Source organism: Cryobacterium sp. TMT2-14 (assembly GCF_004402465.1).
GTDB classification, from domain to species: domain Bacteria; phylum Actinomycetota; class Actinomycetes; order Actinomycetales; family Microbacteriaceae; genus Cryobacterium; species Cryobacterium sandaracinum.
The window spans coordinates 1-17,788 of sequence record NZ_SOFV01000024.1; the positions used below are offsets into that span (position 1 = coordinate 1).

The window sequence follows — 17,788 nt, forward strand, 5'->3', positions numbered from 1 at the left end:
TCTTCAAGCTGCCCCGCGACGAAGCCGCCGAGGCCCTGGACAAGTGGGTCGGATGGGCACGCCGCAGCCGAATCCCGTCGTTCGTGAAACTCCAACGCTTCATCGTCAAGCACCGGGCCGCGATCCTTGCATCGATCGAGCACGGCCTCTCCAACGGCCGCATCGAATCCATGAACACCAAGATCCGACTACTCACCCGAATCGCCTTCGGCTTCAAATCACCCGACGCCCTCATCGCCCTCGCCATGCTCAGCCTCGGCGGCCACAAACCAGTGCTCCCCGGCCGGGTTTAACCCACAGAAGCAGCAGGAGAGCCGAGATTTTGACGAAAATCGACCTATTTCATGTGAAATGCGGTCACTATCGCGAAATCTCCGTCGAATTGGTTATTGCCAGAGTGACGGACGAGGGGCCGGGGCCAGGGCCAGGGCTAGAAACGAGGGAGGGCCCCCGACGATGTGCCGTGGCCCTCCCCGCGGAAGCGAACTAGTCGTTCGGCTCCAGGAACTCGGTGGTGTGCGCGATCGTCGGGATCGAGGACGTGATGACGGTGCCGTCGGCCCGTCGCCCGCCCTCGACCAAGGTCCGAGAGGGTGCTCCCGGGTCGCGCGGGCCCTGGTGGGTCAGCGCGACCGTGATGGGCAGGCCCATCCGCACGATGACGGAAACACCGCGCACGGACAGCATGACGTCGACGCCCTCCTCGATCGTGAGGTTGACCTCGCTCTGCCGCACGTCCACGCGCAGCCGGGTTCCCCGGAGCGTGACGCGGAAGGTCAGCGCCTCCCAGGTCTCAGGCAGTCGCGGGTCGAGGGTGATCTTGCCGCCGTGGTCGCGCATGCCGCCGAAGCCGTAGACGAGCGCGCTCCAGACACCGCCGGCGGATGCCACGTGAACGCCGTCCGCCGCGTTGTGGTGCAGATCGGCGAGGTCGACGAACAGGCCCGAGGTGAAGTATTTGAGCGCCAGCTCGTGGTAGCCGACCTCGGCCGCGATGATCGACTGCACGACGTCGGACAGCGTCGAGTCACCCGTGGTGATCGGGTCGTAGTAGTCGAAGTCGGCACGTTTCTGCTCCGGCGTGAACTGGTCACCCTGCAGCAGGAGGGCGAGCACGACATCCGCCTGCTTGAGCACCTGGAAGCGGTAGATCACGAGGGGGTGGTAGTGCAGCAGCAGCGGGCGGTTGGCGGGCGGCGTCTGCGAGAGGTCCCAACGTTCCTTCTCCAGGAACTGCGCGTCCTGCGGGTGGATGCCCAGGGTCTTGTCAAAGGGGATGTGCATTGCTTCCGCGGCGAACGACCACTCGATGATCTCGGCCTCGCCGAGTCCGAGGCGGGCGACCATGAAGTCGTAGGAGGCGATGTCGACCTCGCGCAGTCTGCGCACACTGGTGACCGCGTCCCGCAGGTTCGAGCGGGCCATGATGTTCGTGTAGAGGTTGTCGTTGACGACGGTCGTGTACTCGTCGGGCCCGGTAACGCCGTGAATGTGGAAGACGTCGTTGCCGTTGCCGCGCCAGAAGCCGAGGTCGGCCCACATGCGCGCCGTCTCCACCAGGATGTCGATGGCCTCGCGGGAGAGGAAGTCCTCATCGCCGGTGGCCGACACGTACTGGGTCAGCGCATAGGAGATGTCAGCGTCGATGTGATACTGCGCGGTGCCGGCGGCGTAGTACGCGGACGACTCCAGGCCGTTGATCGTGCGCCACGGGAACAGCGCGCCCAGCTGGTTCAGTTCGGTGGCGCGCATCCTGGCGTGCTCGAGCATCGCGTGCCGGAACCGCAGCGCGTTGCGCGCGGCGTTCGGTGACGTGTAGGTCAGGAAGGGGAGCACGTACACTTCCGTGTCCCAGAAATAGTGACCGCCGTAGCCGGATCCGGACACGCCCTTCGCGGACACGCCCTGGCCGTCGGCTCGCATGGACGCCTGCGCGAGCTGGAAGAAGTTCCAGCGGGTGGCCTGCTGGAGGGCAGGCTGGCCGGCGAGTTCGACATCCGTGCGCGCCCAGAAAGCGGTGAGCCAGTCGCGCTGCTCGGCGACGTACTGCTCGGTTCCGGCTGCGACGGCGCGGTCGAGCGTGCGGTCGCACCGGTCGGCGAGCTCGTGCGTGGGCACGCCGGTGGAGGTGTGGTAGCTGAGGGTCTTGGTCAGTCGGATGGACTGGCCCTGCTTGGCCTTGATGCGGTAGACGTGCTTGGCGAGGTCGTCGCCGATGTGCGAGGCCTCGTCGTACTCATTGAGCGTCTCAAGCTGGTGGTCGGCGGCGCAGGCGATGGTCATGCCCGAGTTCGTGCAGCGGAAGCCGAGGATGTAGCGGCCCTCGGATGCCCGTTTGAAGCGGGGGCGCAGCACCCGGTCGGTGAACGACTCGGCCCTACGCGGGTCGAAGTCCTTGCCGTTGGTGGGCTTCGGGGCGTCGTACTCGCCGATGCCGTCCTGGCGGTTGAGGATCTGGCTGGAGATCACGACCGACGCGTCGGCGTCCAGCATGGTGACCTCGTACTCGAGGATTGCGAGGTGGCGTTCCGTGAACGACACCAGGCGGCGCGACTGGATCAGCACGCGCTTGCCCGAGGGCGTGCGCCATTCGAGGGATCGGGAGAGGATGCCGCCGGCGAAGTCGAGGCGGCGCTCATAGCTGAGCAGATCCGCGAGGGTCAGGACGAGCGGCTCGTCGTCGACGTAAATGCGAATGATCTTGGCATCCGGCGCGTTGACGATCGTCTGCCCGACGCGTGCGAAGCCGAAAGCCTCTTCCGCGTGCCGGATCTGCCAGGTCTCGTGGAACCCGTTGATGAACGTGCCGTGGGCGTGGCCGTCCCGGCCCTCGTCCACGTTGCCGCGCAGGCCGAGGTACCCGTTGCCGATGGCGAACAGCGTCTCGGTGCGTCCCATGTCGTCACCCGAGAAGTCCTTCTCGACCAGGGCCCACTCGTCGATCGGAAATCGGTTGCGGTCGAGCGGGTCGTTCGTGTCGGTGATCCGGTTCATTCTCCGGCCTCCGTTTCGACGTTGGGGAGCAGCTCGTGCAGGTCGGTAACGACGACGTCGGCCCCGGCGTCGAGCAGGGTCTGCGTGCCCACGCCGCGGTCCACTCCGAGCACGAGGCCGAAGTTGCCGGCGCGACCGGCCTGGATGCCCGAGTGCGCGTCTTCGACGACGACGCACTGGACCGCATCGAGGCCGAGGAGTGCCGCGCCGAGCTCATAGGTGTCGGGGGCCGGCTTGCCGGCCAGACCACGCTCGGCCGAGAGCAGGCCGTCGACGACGATTTCGAAGCGTCCGCGAATGCCGGCTGCCGCGAGGGTCTTCTCCCCGTTGCGCGAGCTGGTGACGACGGCCACGGCGAGGCCGGCGGCCACGACGTAGTCGAGGAACTCGATCGATCCCGGGTAGGGCGTGACACCGCTTTCGGCGAGGGTCTCGTTGAAGGCCTCGTTCTTGCGGTTGCCGAGGCCGCAGACGGTGTTGCGCTCCGGGGCGTCCGTCGGGTCGCCGTCGGGCAGCTGGATGCCCCGGGAGGCGAGCAGCGACCGCACGCCGTCATAGCGGGGCTTGCCATCGATGTACTGGAAGTAGTCGGCCTCGCTGTAGGCGGGGCTCACTCCCTGGTCCTCGAGAAAGCGGGTGAACAGGCGCGACCAGGCGGCCATGTGAACATCGGCGGTGGGCGTGAGCACCCCGTCGAGGTCGAAGAGTACACCGCGCATGGACAGGAGCCGGGCGCGCGTTTCCGCGCGCGACAGGGGGAATCGCGTAGAAGTCATAACTGATGCCTTGCTTGGTAGGTCCTGAGACAGTGGGAGGTCTGATCGAAGCGGTCAAATGATCACGATCTCGATCGGGGGATCGACGTGATGTGCGCCAACGCGGCGAGGAATGCGATTGACGACGCTGCGGACCAGGGCTAGGACTGCATACGCCTGAATACTCCCCCCGATCTTATGCCCCCGACGGCGTTGCGCCGATTTCTCCGGTTGCGCGGCCCTGATCCCCCGGTCTCCGGCGCGCCCGGAAAATCGGCCGATACTATTGGCAGGATGAACCAAGAACGGAGCGCGCTCTCGGCCGCACCCGCGTCCGCGAATCGATCGCGCTCCGCGCGGCTGGCGGGCCGGCGTTTCCGACAGCTCTTCTCGGTCACGGTCGCGGTTCTCGTCCTGCTGGTGGCGGGCCTCGCGATGGCCAACTTCAGCCAGGGTCCCCGCCTGGCCTCCGCCGAGATCAACCTCGACGCCGCCGTCACGCGTGGCAACGCGCGCCTGCTGCTCACCGCGAACCAGCCGCTGGCCGAGGTCCAAGCCGGCCAGGTGGCGGTATCCCCGGCTACAGAGGTCTCCGCCCGTGTCGCCGACCGCGCCCTGACGGTGGAGTTCGCCGGCATCCTGCGCTACAACACCGTCTATACGGTGACGGTGACGGATGTCGCGAGCATCACCCAGGACGCCACCGCCACCCTGGAATACGAGTTCACGACCCCGGACGTCGACATCTATGCGCTGCAGCGCGACAGCCGGGTGGATGACGCCGGTGCGAAGCGGCCCGACACCGTGCGCCGAACGACCCTGCAGGGCCGGGGCGACGGAGACATCGTGTTCAGCGCCCCGCGCATCCAGCAGTATGTCGCCCTGGAGAACCACCTCGCCGCCGTCACGCTCGCCGAAGACGACACGGCCACCCTCGAGGTGGTCTCGTTCGGGGGCGGGGACAACGTGCAGGTGCCCGTGCCGGGCGCGGGCGTGATCGAGAACCTGGCGGCCTCCCCATCGAAAACCCTGATCGCGTACACCTTCACCAGCGCCCCGGAGACGGCGGGGCGCCGCTACGACCGCACCCCCTTCGTCTACGACCTGACCGAGTACTCGGGCCTCCCGGCCGAGGTCACCGGGGTGGACGGCCTGCCGATGACGGTGATGGACCTGCGCTTCGTGCCGGACAGCACCTCTCTCGTCGTGCAGAACGCCGGGCAGACTCTGTTCCTGATCGACATGCTCGGCGACGCCGTGCTGACCCCGTTGGGCGAGCACGACGAGATGCGCGGATTCGTTCCCGGCACCCGCGCGCTCGTCGTCGCCGACCCCGACCAAGGCTCGACGATCGACCTCGCCGACGGTGCCGTGACCACACTCGACCTCGCGCCCAGCCTGCTCGAAGCGAGCGCCTACCCCGGCAAGCTCGTGCTCCTCACCGAGCAGGGGCGCTACGCCCGCCTGTTTCTGCAGGAGACCGGCGACAGCAACCAGCTGGCTTACCTGATCGCCGTCACCGACGCCGCCGACTCGAGCGTCGCGTTCACTCCCGCGTCGGACGCGTCGCGCGTGCGGGACTTCTGCGTCTCGCCGAACGGCCAGTACCTCGCGGTGGAGACGATCCCGGCGGCCGGCCTCGGCGACTACTACCCGACCCTGCCCGCGTTCTCGGGCATGACGACCACCCTGGTAGACCTCGACCGCGGCACCAGCAGCCGTAGCGTGTCCGGTTTTCTCCCTGATTGGTGCGGCTAACCGAGGGATACCCCCGCCAACCTCCTGCCGATGGCTTCCTGTCCCGAGCGCAACCGAGTCGAAACAGGACAAGATATACCCATGAGTCAGACCATCGCCGCGCGGCCCTTCACCGCGCGCCGGAGGCCCGGCCGCGGCTTCTCCGTCGGCCTCGTCATCATCGGGCTGGTGATCCTGCTGCGCGTGTTTGCTCCGTCGGCCCCTGCCGACACCCTGGCGGACACCTTCCGCGACTTCGTCACCCTGTCGATCAGCGTGGTGATCGAGTCGCTGCCGTTCGTCTTCCTCGGCATCGTGCTGTCGATCGTGGTGCAGACCTGGCTGCCGGAGGGGTTCCTGCTGCGGCGCCTGCCGAAGAACCCGGTCGCCCGGCAGGTCGTACTCTCGCTGCTGGGCATGCTGCTGCCGGTTTGCGAGTGCGGCAATGTGCCTCTGGCGCGCGGCCTGATCGCCAAGGGGCTGACGGTCGGCGAATCGATGACGTTCCTCTTCGCGGCCCCGATCCTCAACCCGGTGACCAGCATCACCACCCAGCAGGCCTTCGGTTGGGACAGTGGCATCCTGGTCTGGCGCATCGCCGGCGGATTCCTGATCGCCAACCTGATCGGCTACATCTACAGCCGGCACCCGAAACCCGAGTCCCTGCTCGCTCCCCGGTTTCAGGATGCCTGTGCACTCGGCGACCACCATGACGCGGCCGACGGGAAGATCAAGCGCAGCGCCGGCCTGTTCACGAAGGAGACCAGCGCGATGTTGCCGGCGCTCTTTATCGGCGCCGGACTGGCCGGGCTGATCCAGACCGCCGTCTCTCGCGAGGTGCTCGTGACGCTCGGCAGCCACCCGGTCTGGTCCGTGCTGGCGCTGATGGCCCTGGCCTTCGTGGTTTCGATCTGCTCCAACGTCGACGCCTTCTTCGTCCTCTCGTTCGGTGCGACGTTCATGCCCGGTGCCATCGTGGCCTTCCTGGTCTTCGGCCCGATGATCGACATCAAGATGCTGGCCCTGCTGCGCACGACCTTCACGGCCAAGACCCTGATGCAGCTCACCCTGATTGTGGCTCTCTGCTCCGCGGTTCTCGGATTGGCGATCAACTATGTCGTTTAGACGGCTCCTGCGGCGCTGGCAGGGCGCGCTTCTCAGCATCGTGGGCATTGTGGCCACGGTCTACCTGGGGGTCAGCGGGCAGCTCGGGCTCTACATCCACCCCCGGTACTTCGTGTTCACCATGGTGATGGCCGTGATCGCCGCCGCGCTGGTGGTGGCCGCATTCGCTCTCCTGCCCGCAGCCGAAGACGAGCACGAGCTGCCTGAGGACGACGGAGGACGCTGGGCGTGGCTCTGGCCGGCCGGCAGCATCCTGATCATCGTCGCGGCCACCGTGGGCCTCCTGGTGTTGCCGCCGGCGACCCTGACCACGGCCACGGTCGCCAAGCGCGACCTGAACGGCTCGACCTCGCTCATCACGCAGAAAGAGGCGAGCGACCTCGTCGGCGGCGACTACTCGACCTTCACCGTGCGGGACTGGTCCTCGCTGCTGCGCCAAGGCGCCGGCGAGGACTTCTTCGCCGACAAGACCGCGACCGTGACCGGGTTCGTCACGCCCGACACGAGCGACCCCGAGAACGTGTTCTTCGTGGCCCGCTTCGTCGTGTCCTGCTGCGCGGTCGACGCGCAGCCGGTCGGCATCCCCGTCTACTACCCCGGCTGGCAGGACGAATTCCCGACCGACAGCTGGGTTGCCATCGAGAGCGGTTTCAACACCAACCCGAGCATCCGCAGCGATGAGACCATCGCCCTTGTTCCGAGCGAGATCACGCCCACGGACCAGCCCGCCCAGCCGTACGTCTACTGACGCCGGCAAGCTGATCGGGCCGCTCTGACGCCCGGTGCCCGCTGCATCCGTCGCTACGCAAACTCGGAGAAATTGCCGAAACGCCGGCTGGGTCACCCCAGCCTGATCTCGCGGCGTGTCGTGAAAAGCCCCGAGTTTAGGCACCGACGACGGATGCCCGGAGTGCGCCGAGCTGCGTGGCACGTTCCCGGGTGATTCGGGCGCCGCCCGCGGGGCTCGGCGAGCTCGACCCCCGATCAGGCGGCCGAGGCATCCTTGGGGTCGGTGGCGGCGTCATCCGTGCCGAAGTGGTTGCTGCCCGCGGTCACGCCGGCGAGCCGCAGCCAGGTGTCGACCACGGTGTCGGGGTTCAGCGACACGGAGTCGATGCCCTCGGCGACGAGCCACTCGGCAAAGTCCGGGTGGTCGCTGGGGCCTTGACCGCAAATGCCCACATACTTGCCGCGGGCCTTGCAGGCCGCGATCGCCATGCTGAGCAGTTTCTTCACGGCCGGGTCGCGCTCGTCGAAGCCGCCGGCGACGATCGCCGAGTCGCGGTCGAGGCCGAGCGCCAGCTGCGTCATGTCGTTGGAGCCGATGGAGAACCCGTCGAAGTAGTCCAGGAACTCGTCGGCGAGCAGCGCATTGGCCGGCAGCTCGCACATCATGACGATCTCAAGGCCGTTCTCCCCACGGCGCAGCCCGTTCTCGGCGAGCAGTTCAATAACGCCCGCGGCCTCGTCCAGGGTGCGCACGAAGGGGATCATCAGCTTGACGTTGGTCAGCCCCATCTCGTTTCGCACGAATGAGAGCGCCTCGCATTCGAGGTCGAAGCAGTCCCGGAACGAGGGCTCGAGGTAGCGGGACGCCCCGCGGAACCCGAGCATCGGGTTCTCTTCGTGCGGCTCGTAGGCCGGTCCGCCGATGAGGTTGGCGTACTCGTTGGACTTGAAATCGCTCATCCGCACGATCACGGTCTCCGGCGCGAAGGCGGCCGCGATCGTGGACACGCCCTCGGCCAGGCGCTTGATGTAGTAGTCGCGCGGATTGCCGTAGGCGGCGATGCGGGTGTTGATCTCGCGGGCCACGTCGGCGGGCTGGTCGGCCAGGTTGAGCAAGGCCTTGGGGTGGATGCCGATCTGACGGTTGATGATGAATTCGAGCCGGGCGAGACCCACGCCGTGGTTGGGCAGCTGGGCGAACGTGAACGCCTGCTCCGGGGTGCCGACATTCATCATGACCTTCACCGGGGCCGGCGGCAGGGTGGTGAGCGCGGTCTCCTCGATGCCGAAGTCGAGCAGCCCTTCGTAGATCAGGCCCGCCTCACCCTCGGCGCAGGACACCGTGACTTCGAGGCCGTCGGAGAGGATGTCGGTGGCGGTCCCGGTGCCGACGACCGCGGGAATGCCGAGTTCGCGGGCGATGATCGCGGCATGGCAGGTGCGGCCGCCGCGGTTGGTCACGATGGCGCTGGCGCGCTTCATGATCGGTTCCCAGTCGGGGTCGGTCATGTCCGCGACGAGCACGTCGCCGGTGGCAAAGCTCGCCATCTGGTCGATGGACGAGAGGATGCGCACGCTTCCGGCGCCGATCCGCTGGCCGATGGCGCGGCCCTCGACCAGGATCTTACCGGTCTCGTTCATCTTGAACCGGCTCTGGGACACCGCGGTCGCTCGCGACTGAACCGTCTCCGGGCGGGCCTGCAGGATGTAGATGCCGCCGTCGATGCCGTCTTTGCCCCACTCGATGTCCATCGGGCGTCCGTAGTGCGCCTCGATCGAGAGGGCGTGGCGGGCCAGCTCCTCCACGTCGGCATCGGTGATGCTGAACAGGTTGCGCAGGTCGACGTCCACGGGAACGAAGTCGATCGTGCGGCCGATTTCACGGTTCTTCGTGAAGGTCATCTGCAGCGCCTTCTCGCCGAGGGTGCGCTTGAGGATGGCGGGACGGCCGGCCTCGAGTGCCGGCTTGTAGACGTAGAACTCGTCGGGGTTGACGGCGCCCTGCACGACGGCCTCGCCCAGACCGTAGGAGGAGGTGATGAAGACCGCGTCGCGGAAGCCGGATTCGGTGTCCATCGTGAACATGACCCCGGAGGAGCCGATGTCCGAGCGCACCATGCGCTGGATCCCGGCCGACAGCGCCACCTCGGCGTGCTCGAAATCGTGGTGCACCCGGTAGGCGATCGCCCGGTCGTTGTAGAGGGAGGCGAAGACATCCTTGATGGCCGGCAGGATGTTCTCGATTCCGCGCACATTCAGGAACGTCTCCTGCTGACCGGCGAAGGACGCATCCGGAAGGTCCTCGGCGGTGGCGCTGGAACGCACCGCCCAGGAAATGTCGTCGGAGCCGCCGTGCTTCAGGACCAGGGCCGTGTAGGCGGCCCGGATCTGGGACTCGAACTCGGGCAGGAAGGGCGTGTCACGCATCAGGCCGCGGATTTCCTTGCCGGCCGCTGCCAGCGCGGTGACGTCGTCGATGTCGAGGCCCCGCAGGCGCTCGATGATCCGCTGGTCCAAACCGGAATCGGACAGGAACCGGCGGTAGGAGTCCGCGGTGGTGGCGAATCCGTCGGGCACCTTGACGCCGGCCGACGTCAGATTCTGCACCATTTCGCCCAGGGAAGCGTTCTTGCCGCCCACCCGGTCCAGGTCCGTGAGTCCGATTTCGGAAAACCAGAGGATGTCTGTCGTCATGTGTTCTGCTCCCTTGCAGTGTGCGACCAGAGGTGAGGCCACGAGGTGAGGAGGCTCACCTCATGGATAAGCGCCCTGTTCCCATAGTGACAGGTCTATCCGGCCTGAGCGCAATTTGTTTACTTGATTGACATGTTCACTTGTCTGCGTTTTGAATGTGAGTCAGCGCTTGAGGTTCATTTGCTGCAGAATCATGGCCGACATCTCCTCCACGGACATGCTCGCCGAGTTGAGGAATGGGATTCCGTGGGAGGCATAGAGTCGCTCCGCACTGCGCAGCTCGAACCCGCACTGCCGCAGGGACGCGTAGGGCGAACCTTCCCGGCGCTGGGTGCGCACCTGGCTCAGGCGCAGGGGATTGGTGGTGAGCCCGAAGCACTTGTCCACGAACGGTCGCAGTGGCTTGGGGAGACCCTCCCGCTCGAAGTCCTCGTCGACGAGAGGAAAGTTCGCCGCGAAGATGCCGTGCTGCAGCGCCAGGTACATCGTGGTGGGGGTCTTGCCGCAGCGCGACGGGGCCACCAGGATCAGCTGCGCCTTCTCGAGCGCTCGCAGGCTCTGGCCGTCATCGTGCTCCATCGCGTATTCGACGGCCGTCATGCGGGACTGATAGCGGGCGGCGTTGCCGAGGCCGTGGGCGCGCCCTGGTTCGTTGCTGGCCTGCGTCGCCAGGGTCTCCTCGAGCTCGCCGAGATAGGTTCCGAGCAGGTCGATCAGGGTGGCCGTGCAGGTGCCGAGGGTGCGGCGGATGTCGCTGGTCACGGCCGTGGAGAATACGATCGGCTTCTGGCCGCGCTCCACCAGAGCGTCGATCAGGTCGACCACGGCCTGGGCCTGGTCCACATTCAGGATGAACGGGATCGTCGTGCGGTCGAACTCCACGGTGGGGAACTGGGACAGGAGGGTGCTCCCGAGCGTTTCCGCCGTGATTCCGGTGCTATCCGAGAGAAAGAAAACCGGGCATGGATCGTCAGTGGCCATACCTCATTGTGTACCTCCCGGCAGGCTCGGCGCGGATCGGTGCGCGCGTACTGAGCGCCGCAGTCGATTCCGCGAGTTGCCGTCGTCGCATCGTGCGCAGCAGACTTGAGTCTGGGGTTGCGACTGATTCGTCCGCCCGGTAGCTAAGGAACCCACCATGACTGAACCGAATGATGCACGCGTCGGCCTCTACATCGACTTCGACAACATCGTCGTCTCTCGCTATCAGCAACTACACGGACGAAATGCCTTCCAGCGCGATGGCATCCGTAATTTCGACAGATCGAGCGCGGATGCCGAGCCCGAGGTTGCCGCGAAGCTGAACGCCGCGACGGTCGACTTCAACGCGATCATTGATTTCGCCGCGTCGTTCGGCACGCTGGTTGTCAATCGCGCGTACGCCGACTGGTCCGTGCCCGTGAATGCGAGCTACCAACGCCAGCTCATGTCCCGAGCGGTTGACCTCACCCAGCTATTCACCACGACCACGCGGGGAACGAAGAACGGGGCGGACATCCGTCTTGCCGTCGACGTGGTCGAAGACCTCTTCCGGCTGCCCGACCTCACCCACGTCATCATCGTCGCCGGTGACTCGGATTACATCGCCCTCGCCCAGAAGTCGAAACGTCTCGGTCGCTTCGTGGTGGGCATCGGAGTGGCCGGGTCGACCAGCACCTCTCTCGCGGCTGCGTGCGACGAATTCGAAGACTATGACTCTCTCCCCGGCATAGCGAAGGTCGCCGCCGCCGCGCCCGCCCCCGTGGCGCTCGTGCAGAAGCCCCCGTCGGGCAGGAAGGCCGCAGAACCCGCGACCGTGCCACCCAAGACGGTGCCCGTCAAAGCCCGCACCCTGACGACGATCCCGATGTTCTCGCACACCACAAGTTCGCAATTCGACGAGCCGGAGCCGGAACCGGCCGAGGACATCGACCCTCAGACAATCGCGTCGGAGCTCCTCGTGCGTGCCCTGCAGATCGGGCACGCAAAGGGCGACGACGACGAGTGGCTGAACACCGGCACGGTGAAGAACCAGATGCGCCGGATGGACCCCTCGTTCAACGAAAAACCGCTCGGCTTCCGTTCCTTCACCGACTTCCTCTCCTCGCGCAGCGAGGTGGCCGAGCTGCAGGAAGATGGCCCGCATCGGCTCATCCGTCTGCGCCCGGAGGCGAACGCCGGACGCTGAGTCGGTCCGTGCGGTCCGGCGCCGAGCAGGAGCAACGCGTGGTGTGTCAGAACCAGGTTCCGTCGAACACAGACAGCGGTGTGATCTGAGCCCGTGAGCGTTTCGACCGAGACGAAGGCTGCTTTCAAGACGACCGAATTCAGCGCCTGAATGCTGATTCTCCTCGCGCGTTCATCGCTTCCGCCATGGTCGATAACGGGGACGACGGGCAGGGTTTCGGGGCCAGCTCCGCCTGGCTGTCCGCCACGCTCCTCACCATCGGTTACATGATTAGCCGCGGCCCGAACAAATCGGGAAGCCGTGAGAACTGCGACCGTGACGAGCGCGACAACCGCCGCTAACTGACTCGGTGCACGGACCGGATCTGCCCTTGACGCGGCGTCCGTACAGGAGGCCCCCTACGCTTCGCGCAAGGGGCCTTCTGCTCCGTGCAGGGCGCTGGAGCGTCCCGAACAACACCCGCCGTGGCTTCGGGGCCAGGGATATCGCCGATGTCGGCGACGGTGTAGAAGAGGAGGCACGTCGTTTTCCCGTCCCGCAGCTGCCGGAAGTGGGCATCAAAGGAACTGTGGAAAAAAACGGGGACGCAGAGGCAACAGCGAAGGACTTCGATGCCATGATGGGCGACATCGACGTGGGACTCGGACAATAATCATGGGCGAATTTGTCTACGGAAATCCCTCTGTCATTGTCGAGTTCGATGATCGGGGTCTCGCAGCTCAAGATCGTCATCCTCGCCAAGGTGCGTCGAGGGGAGAGCTTCTCTTTCTCCTGGGAGTACACAGCGGCGGCTGGCAGCGGCCACAGCTCCATCTGGATCCACCCCACCATCCCGTTGCAGTTCAACTTTCAAGGCAGCAAAGAACCTCTCCTGAACCGGGCAAGGGTGGAGTAACTCGTCCGCATCTCGAACACACCCGCCGGTCTGCGCGTCACCCCAGAGCCGCCCCAACCGGGGGAAGTGCGACTCTGATTCTCAGAGCGGTCGCGAGAGCCGATCGGCCGTGATTTGTTCAAGGGAGTTCGCTGACCTCCACGAAAAAGCCCCGGCTTCACCGCGCCGGGGGGAGGCGAGGAATCTGCCGGGGCCGATTCGTTTGGAGTGGGGGAACTCCATTGACCACGGTACGGCGGATGGGCTGAATTTCGGCTGGACGAGCCCCCATGTCGGAACAAAACCGTACGGTCGCCGCGGAACCGGGCATCGACCGCGTGTTCGCCGACGCAGGCCGACGGGGGCATCGCCGTCGGAGCCGGGACGGGGGTCGCGATCGCCTCCGATGGGTCATCCTCGCCAGCGACGACCCGCGCCCGGAAAACAGCGCTCTTTCGGTGGTCTCCCGGCGGGCATAAAATCTCGGCATGTCTGCTGACCCGGATGACTATCGTCAGGCCCTGGAGCGAGCGAAAGCCCATGCCCTGGACTGGCTCTCCTCCCTGCCCACCCGGCCCGTGGGGCCACGCGTCGACGCCGACACCCTCGCCGCGGGCTTCGCAGCGCCGCTGCCGCTGCAGCCGACGGACCCGGCGGAGGTGATCGACGAGCTGGCCCGGCTGGCCGAACCGGGGCTGATGGCGATGACGTCCGGCCGCTTTTTCGGCTGGGTGATCGGCGGCACGTTGCCGGCAGCCCTGGCAGCCGACTGGCTGGTCAGCGCGTGGGACCAGAACGCCGGCATGCGCTTCGCGACCCCGGCCACGGCCGCCGCCGAGGAGGCCGCCGGCGGCTGGATCCTCGATCTGCTGGGTCTGCCGGACGGCGCCGACGTGGGCTTCACCACCGGGGCCACCATGGCGAACTTCGTGGGTTTGGCGGCCGGACGCGATCATGTGCTCGGCGGCGCCGGCTGGGACGTCGCGATCGCCGGTCTGGCCGGGGCGCCCCGCGTCGCCGTCTACGTGGGCGATGAGCGCCACGCGGTGATTGACCTGGCCCTGCGCTACCTGGGACTCGGCGCCCCCATTGTCGTCCCGGCCGACGACCAGGGCCGCATGCTCCCCGAGGCCCTGGCGGCCGTGCTCAACCAGGGCACTGGCCCCGCGATCGTCTGCCTTCAGGCCGGCAATGTGCACTCCGGCGCCTTCGACCCGGTCGGTGAACTCACCGACCTCGCCCACCAGCATGGTGCCTGGGTGCACGTCGACGGCGCCTTCGGCCTCTGGGCCGCAGTGAGCCCGCGCTACCGCGAGCAGCTGGCAGGCCTCGACACCGCCGATTCCTGGGCCACCGACGCGCACAAGACACTCCAAGTGCCCTACGACTGTGGCATGGCCATCGTGGCCAGGCCCGCCGAGCTGCGGTCCACCTTCGGGGTGCACACGAGCTACCTGTTCGCCGATGAGACCGGTCCGGGTGACCCCTACGAAAAGGTGCCCGAGCTGTCGCGCCGGGCGCGCGGCGTTCCGGTCTGGGCGGCTCTGCGCTCCCTGGGCCGATCGGGCACCGTGATGCTGGTGGAGCGGCTGGCCGATCACGCCCGGGCCATCGCCGACGGACTGGGTCGCATCACCGGCGCCGAGGTGCTCAACGACGTGGTCTTCACCCAGGTCTGCGTCAGCTTCGGCGACGACGAGCGCACCCGACGGGTGACGGAAGAACTACTCAAGGAGGGAACCGCCTGGATGTCGGGTTCGCGTTGGCAGGACCGGGATGTGCTGCGGGTCTCCGTGAGCAACTGGTCGACGGATGCGGACGACGTCGCCGCATCCGTGGCTGCCGTCGAACGGGCCTGCGCGGCGGTCGCGCGCAACCGTCCGACGGAATATGAGAAGGCGTGAATACGGCCGTGGTCCGGGCTGATTCCAGGGCTGGCCCGGGCCCGGTCCGGGCGGCGATTCGTGCTCCGATCGGCGGCCGCCACCGACGGCCCGCGAGAAGCCGCTGGAGACGACGGTCGTAGGATCGAAGTAACAAGGATTGCCACAGGTTGCCGGTTGCCCCGGATTCACCGGCAACTGGAGGTATGTCGAATGCTCGCTCAACCACGGGTCGTCATCGTCGGCGGCGGAATCAGCGGATTGGCGACAGCACACTACCTGCACCGCCGGCTTGGCGACGGGGTGCGTCTCACTCTGGTTGAGGGTGGGGCGCGGTTGGGAGGCAAGATCTCCACTGAGCAATTCGGCGGGCACCTCGTTGACGTCGGACCTGACGCGCTGATGGTGCGGGCACCCGTGGTGGCAGCCCTCATCGAGGATCTCGGGGTCAGCGACCTCGTCGTGGCCCCCGCCGGGTCCGGCGCACGCATCTGGTCGCGCGGTAAGCTGCGACGGCTCCCGGCCGGCACCCTCTTCGGCATCCCCGATCGGCTGCTGCCCCTGATGAAATCCCGACTGCTGTCCCCGCTCGGCCTGGGCCGTGCGGCCCTGGACCTCGTGAAGGCGGCCCCGGCGGGATTGCCAGACGACCCCACAATCGCCGAAATCGTTCGCCCGAGGATGGGCGGGCAGGTGTTCGACCGCCTCGTCGATCCGCTGCTCGGCGGTGTGCATGCCGGCAGGGCCGACGAGCTCAGTGCTCGGAGCACCGCGCCTGACATCGACGCTCTCGCCCGCGGCAATCGCAGCCTCTACCTCGGACTGCGGCGCCGACGCCGGAATGCCCCACCCAAGCCCGCCGGAGCAGGAGGCGCGGTCCTCGTCACCCTCCGTGGGGGACTCGCCCGGTTGATCGACGCACTGGCCATCCACGTCGTGGGCGACGATGTGCGCCTCGGTACGGCGGTCGTCTCCGTGTCGCGCGGCACCGCCGGCTATGAGGTGAAGCTGAGCGATGGCACGATGCTCGAGGCCGACGCGGTGGTGCTCGCCACTCCCGCGTTCGCTGCGGCGGACATGGTGCGCAAGGAAGCCCCCGACCTGGCCGCCGCGCTGGCGGGTATTCCCTACGTCGATGTTGCCACGATCTGCTTGGCCTATCCGCGCTCCGCCGTCGCCCACAACCTCGTCGGCACGGGCTTCCTGGTGCCGCCGGAGGAAGGCAAACTCATTGTCGGCTGCACCTGGTCCAGCGCCAAGTGGCCGCACCTCGCCGATGACACGACCATGATCATCCGCTGCATGGTGGGCAGGCGCCGCGACCAGCGCTGGATGGACCTCGATGAGGACACCCTGGTCAGCCAGGTGCACGCCGAACTCGTCGAGGCCATGGGTCTGACCGGGCGCCCGACCGAGCAGCACATCGAGCGCTGGCTGCAGGCGATGCCGCAGTACATCGTCGGCCATCAGGGCCGGCTCGCCGCCGCGGAGATGGCTCTGGGTCGGCTGCCGGGGCTCTACCTGACCGGTTCCGCCTACCGGGGGGTCGGGCTGGCCAGCTGCGTGGCCGATGCCGAGCGCACCGCCGACAAGCTCGCGCAGCTTCTGACCGATGCGCGTCCCGCGAGCGAGGTGCCCGCATGAGCGGGCTCAGCATCCCCCTCGGCGAGACCGCCGTGTTGCCGACCCTGCCGACCGCCCGCCGTGGAAAGGGCCCGGACTACGCGCAGCGCCCGATGCTGGTGTTCTGGGAAACCACCCGCGCCTGCCCGCTTGCCTGCAAACACTGCCGGGCCAGCGCCACGATGCAAGCCCTACCGGGCGAGCTGACCACGGCAGCGGGCAAAGACCTGATTGACCAGGTGGCCGGATTCGGCCGGCCGTACCCGATCCTGGTGCTCACCGGCGGCGACTGCCTGATGCGCCCTGACCTGTTCGAACTCGTCGACTACGCCACCGGCCTTGGACTGCCGACGGCGCTGTCCCCGTCGGTCACGCCGAGTCTCACTCCGCAGATGATCGAACGGATCGTGGCGAGCGGGGTCAAGGCGGTGTCGATCAGCCTTGACGGCGCCGTCGCCGCGACCCATGAGGGCGTGCGCGGGATCCCGGGCCACTTCGACGACACCATGGCGGCGATCCGGGCTCTCGCCACGGCGGGGTTGACCGTCCAGGTCAACACGACCGTCATGCGCGCCAATGTCGACGAGCTCGCAGATGTCGCGGCCCTGATCAAGAACGCCGGCGCCGCTATCTGGGAGGTCTTCTTCCTCGTCCAGGTCGGCCGCGGCGTCTCGACCGAGGCCGTCAGCCCAGCGGAGCACGAAGACATCTGCCACTTCCTCTTCGACGCCTCCCAGCACGGCTTCATCGTGCGCACGGTCGAGGCACCCTTTTTCCGGCGAATCGTCGCCCGCCGACGCGCCGGTGACCCTGCACCGATGAGCGCACTGTACAACACCCTGTCCGCGAGGCTGGAAGCCCTGATGGGGCCGCCCGCGGGCCTGCCGCGGGCGCAGACCGCGTCGACCCGCGACGGCAAGGGCATCGTCTTCGTGGCTTACGACGGCGAGGTCTACCCGGCCGGGTTCCTGCCACTCGGCCTCGGGAACGTGTGCACGACCCCGCTGGCCGAGATCTATCGGGACAACCCGCTACTCAAACAGATCCGGGCCACGGAGTTCACCGGCCGCTGCGGCAGCTGTGAGTACGCGGACCTGTGCGGGGGCTCCCGAGCCCGCGCGTTCGCGTCGAGCGGCGATCCGCTGGGGGAAGACCCGGCCTGCCCGTTCCAGCCCGGCGCGGCCGGCGCCCACGTCGGTGCCTGAGT

General features: G+C 67.2%; 14 protein-coding genes. 10 read left to right on the top strand and 4 right to left on the bottom strand.

Features of this window, described 5'->3' with window-relative positions:
• Positions 1-293: transposase (locus E3O28_RS09510; protein WP_166784786.1), on the top strand; the 293-nt coding region annotated here is incomplete at its 5' end.
• Positions 294-486: 193 nt separating this feature from the next.
• Here the strand turns inward: E3O28_RS09510 and E3O28_RS09515 are convergent.
• Both E3O28_RS09515 and E3O28_RS09520 read right to left on the bottom strand, forming a co-directional pair.
• On the bottom strand, positions 487-2,994 hold the full coding sequence (locus E3O28_RS09515) for a glycosyl hydrolase family 65 protein (protein ID WP_104100610.1): 2,508 nt from the start codon (positions 2,992-2,994) through the stop codon (positions 487-489).
• Complete coding sequence (locus E3O28_RS09520; RefSeq protein WP_134401991.1) at positions 2,991-3,713, bottom strand: HAD-IA family hydrolase; 723 nt, start codon at positions 3,711-3,713, stop codon at positions 2,991-2,993. Before E3O28_RS09520 ends, E3O28_RS09515 begins: the two co-directional genes overlap by 4 nt.
• Positions 3,714-4,043: 330 nt before the next feature.
• Here E3O28_RS09520 and E3O28_RS09525 point away from each other — a divergent pair, with 330 nt between their 5' ends.
• The 3 genes from E3O28_RS09525 to E3O28_RS09535 all read left to right on the top strand — a co-directional run bounded on the left by E3O28_RS09525 (position 4,044) and on the right by E3O28_RS09535 (position 7,359).
• On the top strand, positions 4,044-5,507 hold the full coding sequence (locus E3O28_RS09525; RefSeq protein WP_134415750.1) for a hypothetical protein: 1,464 nt from the start codon (positions 4,044-4,046) through the stop codon (positions 5,505-5,507).
• A gap of 81 nt (positions 5,508-5,588) precedes the next feature.
• Positions 5,589-6,611 (top strand): permease, encoded by a 1,023-nt coding sequence (locus E3O28_RS09530; RefSeq protein WP_134415752.1) that lies wholly within the window; start codon positions 5,589-5,591, stop codon positions 6,609-6,611.
• On the top strand, positions 6,601-7,359 hold the full coding sequence (locus E3O28_RS09535; protein ID WP_134415754.1) for a TIGR03943 family protein: 759 nt from the start codon (positions 6,601-6,603) through the stop codon (positions 7,357-7,359). Before E3O28_RS09530 ends, E3O28_RS09535 begins: the two co-directional genes overlap by 11 nt.
• A gap of 236 nt (positions 7,360-7,595) precedes the next feature.
• Here the strand turns inward: E3O28_RS09535 and ppsA are convergent, their stop codons facing one another.
• Both ppsA and E3O28_RS09545 read right to left on the bottom strand, forming a co-directional pair.
• A complete protein-coding gene (ppsA, locus tag E3O28_RS09540; protein WP_134415756.1) occupies positions 7,596-10,034 on the bottom strand; it encodes a phosphoenolpyruvate synthase in 2,439 nt (812 codons plus the stop codon).
• A 162-nt stretch (positions 10,035-10,196) separates the two neighbouring features.
• Complete coding sequence (locus E3O28_RS09545; protein ID WP_104194700.1) at positions 10,197-11,015, bottom strand: pyruvate, water dikinase regulatory protein; 819 nt, start codon at positions 11,013-11,015, stop codon at positions 10,197-10,199.
• Between the two features lie 157 nt (positions 11,016-11,172).
• On the opposite strand from E3O28_RS09545, the gene E3O28_RS09550 reads away from it, so the two are divergent.
• The 6 genes from E3O28_RS09550 (at position 11,173) to E3O28_RS09570 (ending at position 17,786) form a co-directional block, all read left to right on the top strand.
• The gene (locus E3O28_RS09550) at positions 11,173-12,201 is read left to right on the top strand and encodes an NYN domain-containing protein (protein WP_104100603.1); all 1,029 of its coding nucleotides are present in this window, start codon (positions 11,173-11,175) and stop codon (positions 12,199-12,201) included.
• 185 nt (positions 12,202-12,386) lie between these two features.
• Positions 12,387-12,542: a hypothetical protein gene (locus E3O28_RS16340; protein WP_166784787.1), complete on the top strand. Its 156-nt coding sequence runs from the start codon at positions 12,387-12,389 to the stop codon at positions 12,540-12,542.
• Positions 12,543-12,865: 323 nt separating this feature from the next.
• A complete protein-coding gene (locus tag E3O28_RS09555) occupies positions 12,866-13,096 on the top strand; it encodes a hypothetical protein (protein ID WP_134342759.1) in 231 nt (76 codons plus the stop codon).
• Between the two features lie 467 nt (positions 13,097-13,563).
• A complete protein-coding gene (locus E3O28_RS09560; RefSeq protein ID WP_134415758.1) occupies positions 13,564-14,979 on the top strand; it encodes an aminotransferase class V-fold PLP-dependent enzyme in 1,416 nt (471 codons plus the stop codon).
• A 192-nt stretch (positions 14,980-15,171) separates the two neighbouring features.
• Positions 15,172-16,602, top strand: coding sequence for a protoporphyrinogen oxidase (gene hemG, locus E3O28_RS09565; RefSeq protein ID WP_134415760.1), 1,431 nt, complete (start codon positions 15,172-15,174; stop codon positions 16,600-16,602).
• Positions 16,599-17,786 (top strand): TIGR04053 family radical SAM/SPASM domain-containing protein, encoded by a 1,188-nt coding sequence (locus tag E3O28_RS09570; RefSeq protein WP_134415762.1) that lies wholly within the window; start codon positions 16,599-16,601, stop codon positions 17,784-17,786. The genes hemG and E3O28_RS09570 overlap by 4 nt, the downstream gene beginning before the upstream one ends.
• Positions 17,787-17,788 lie beyond the last annotated feature (2 nt).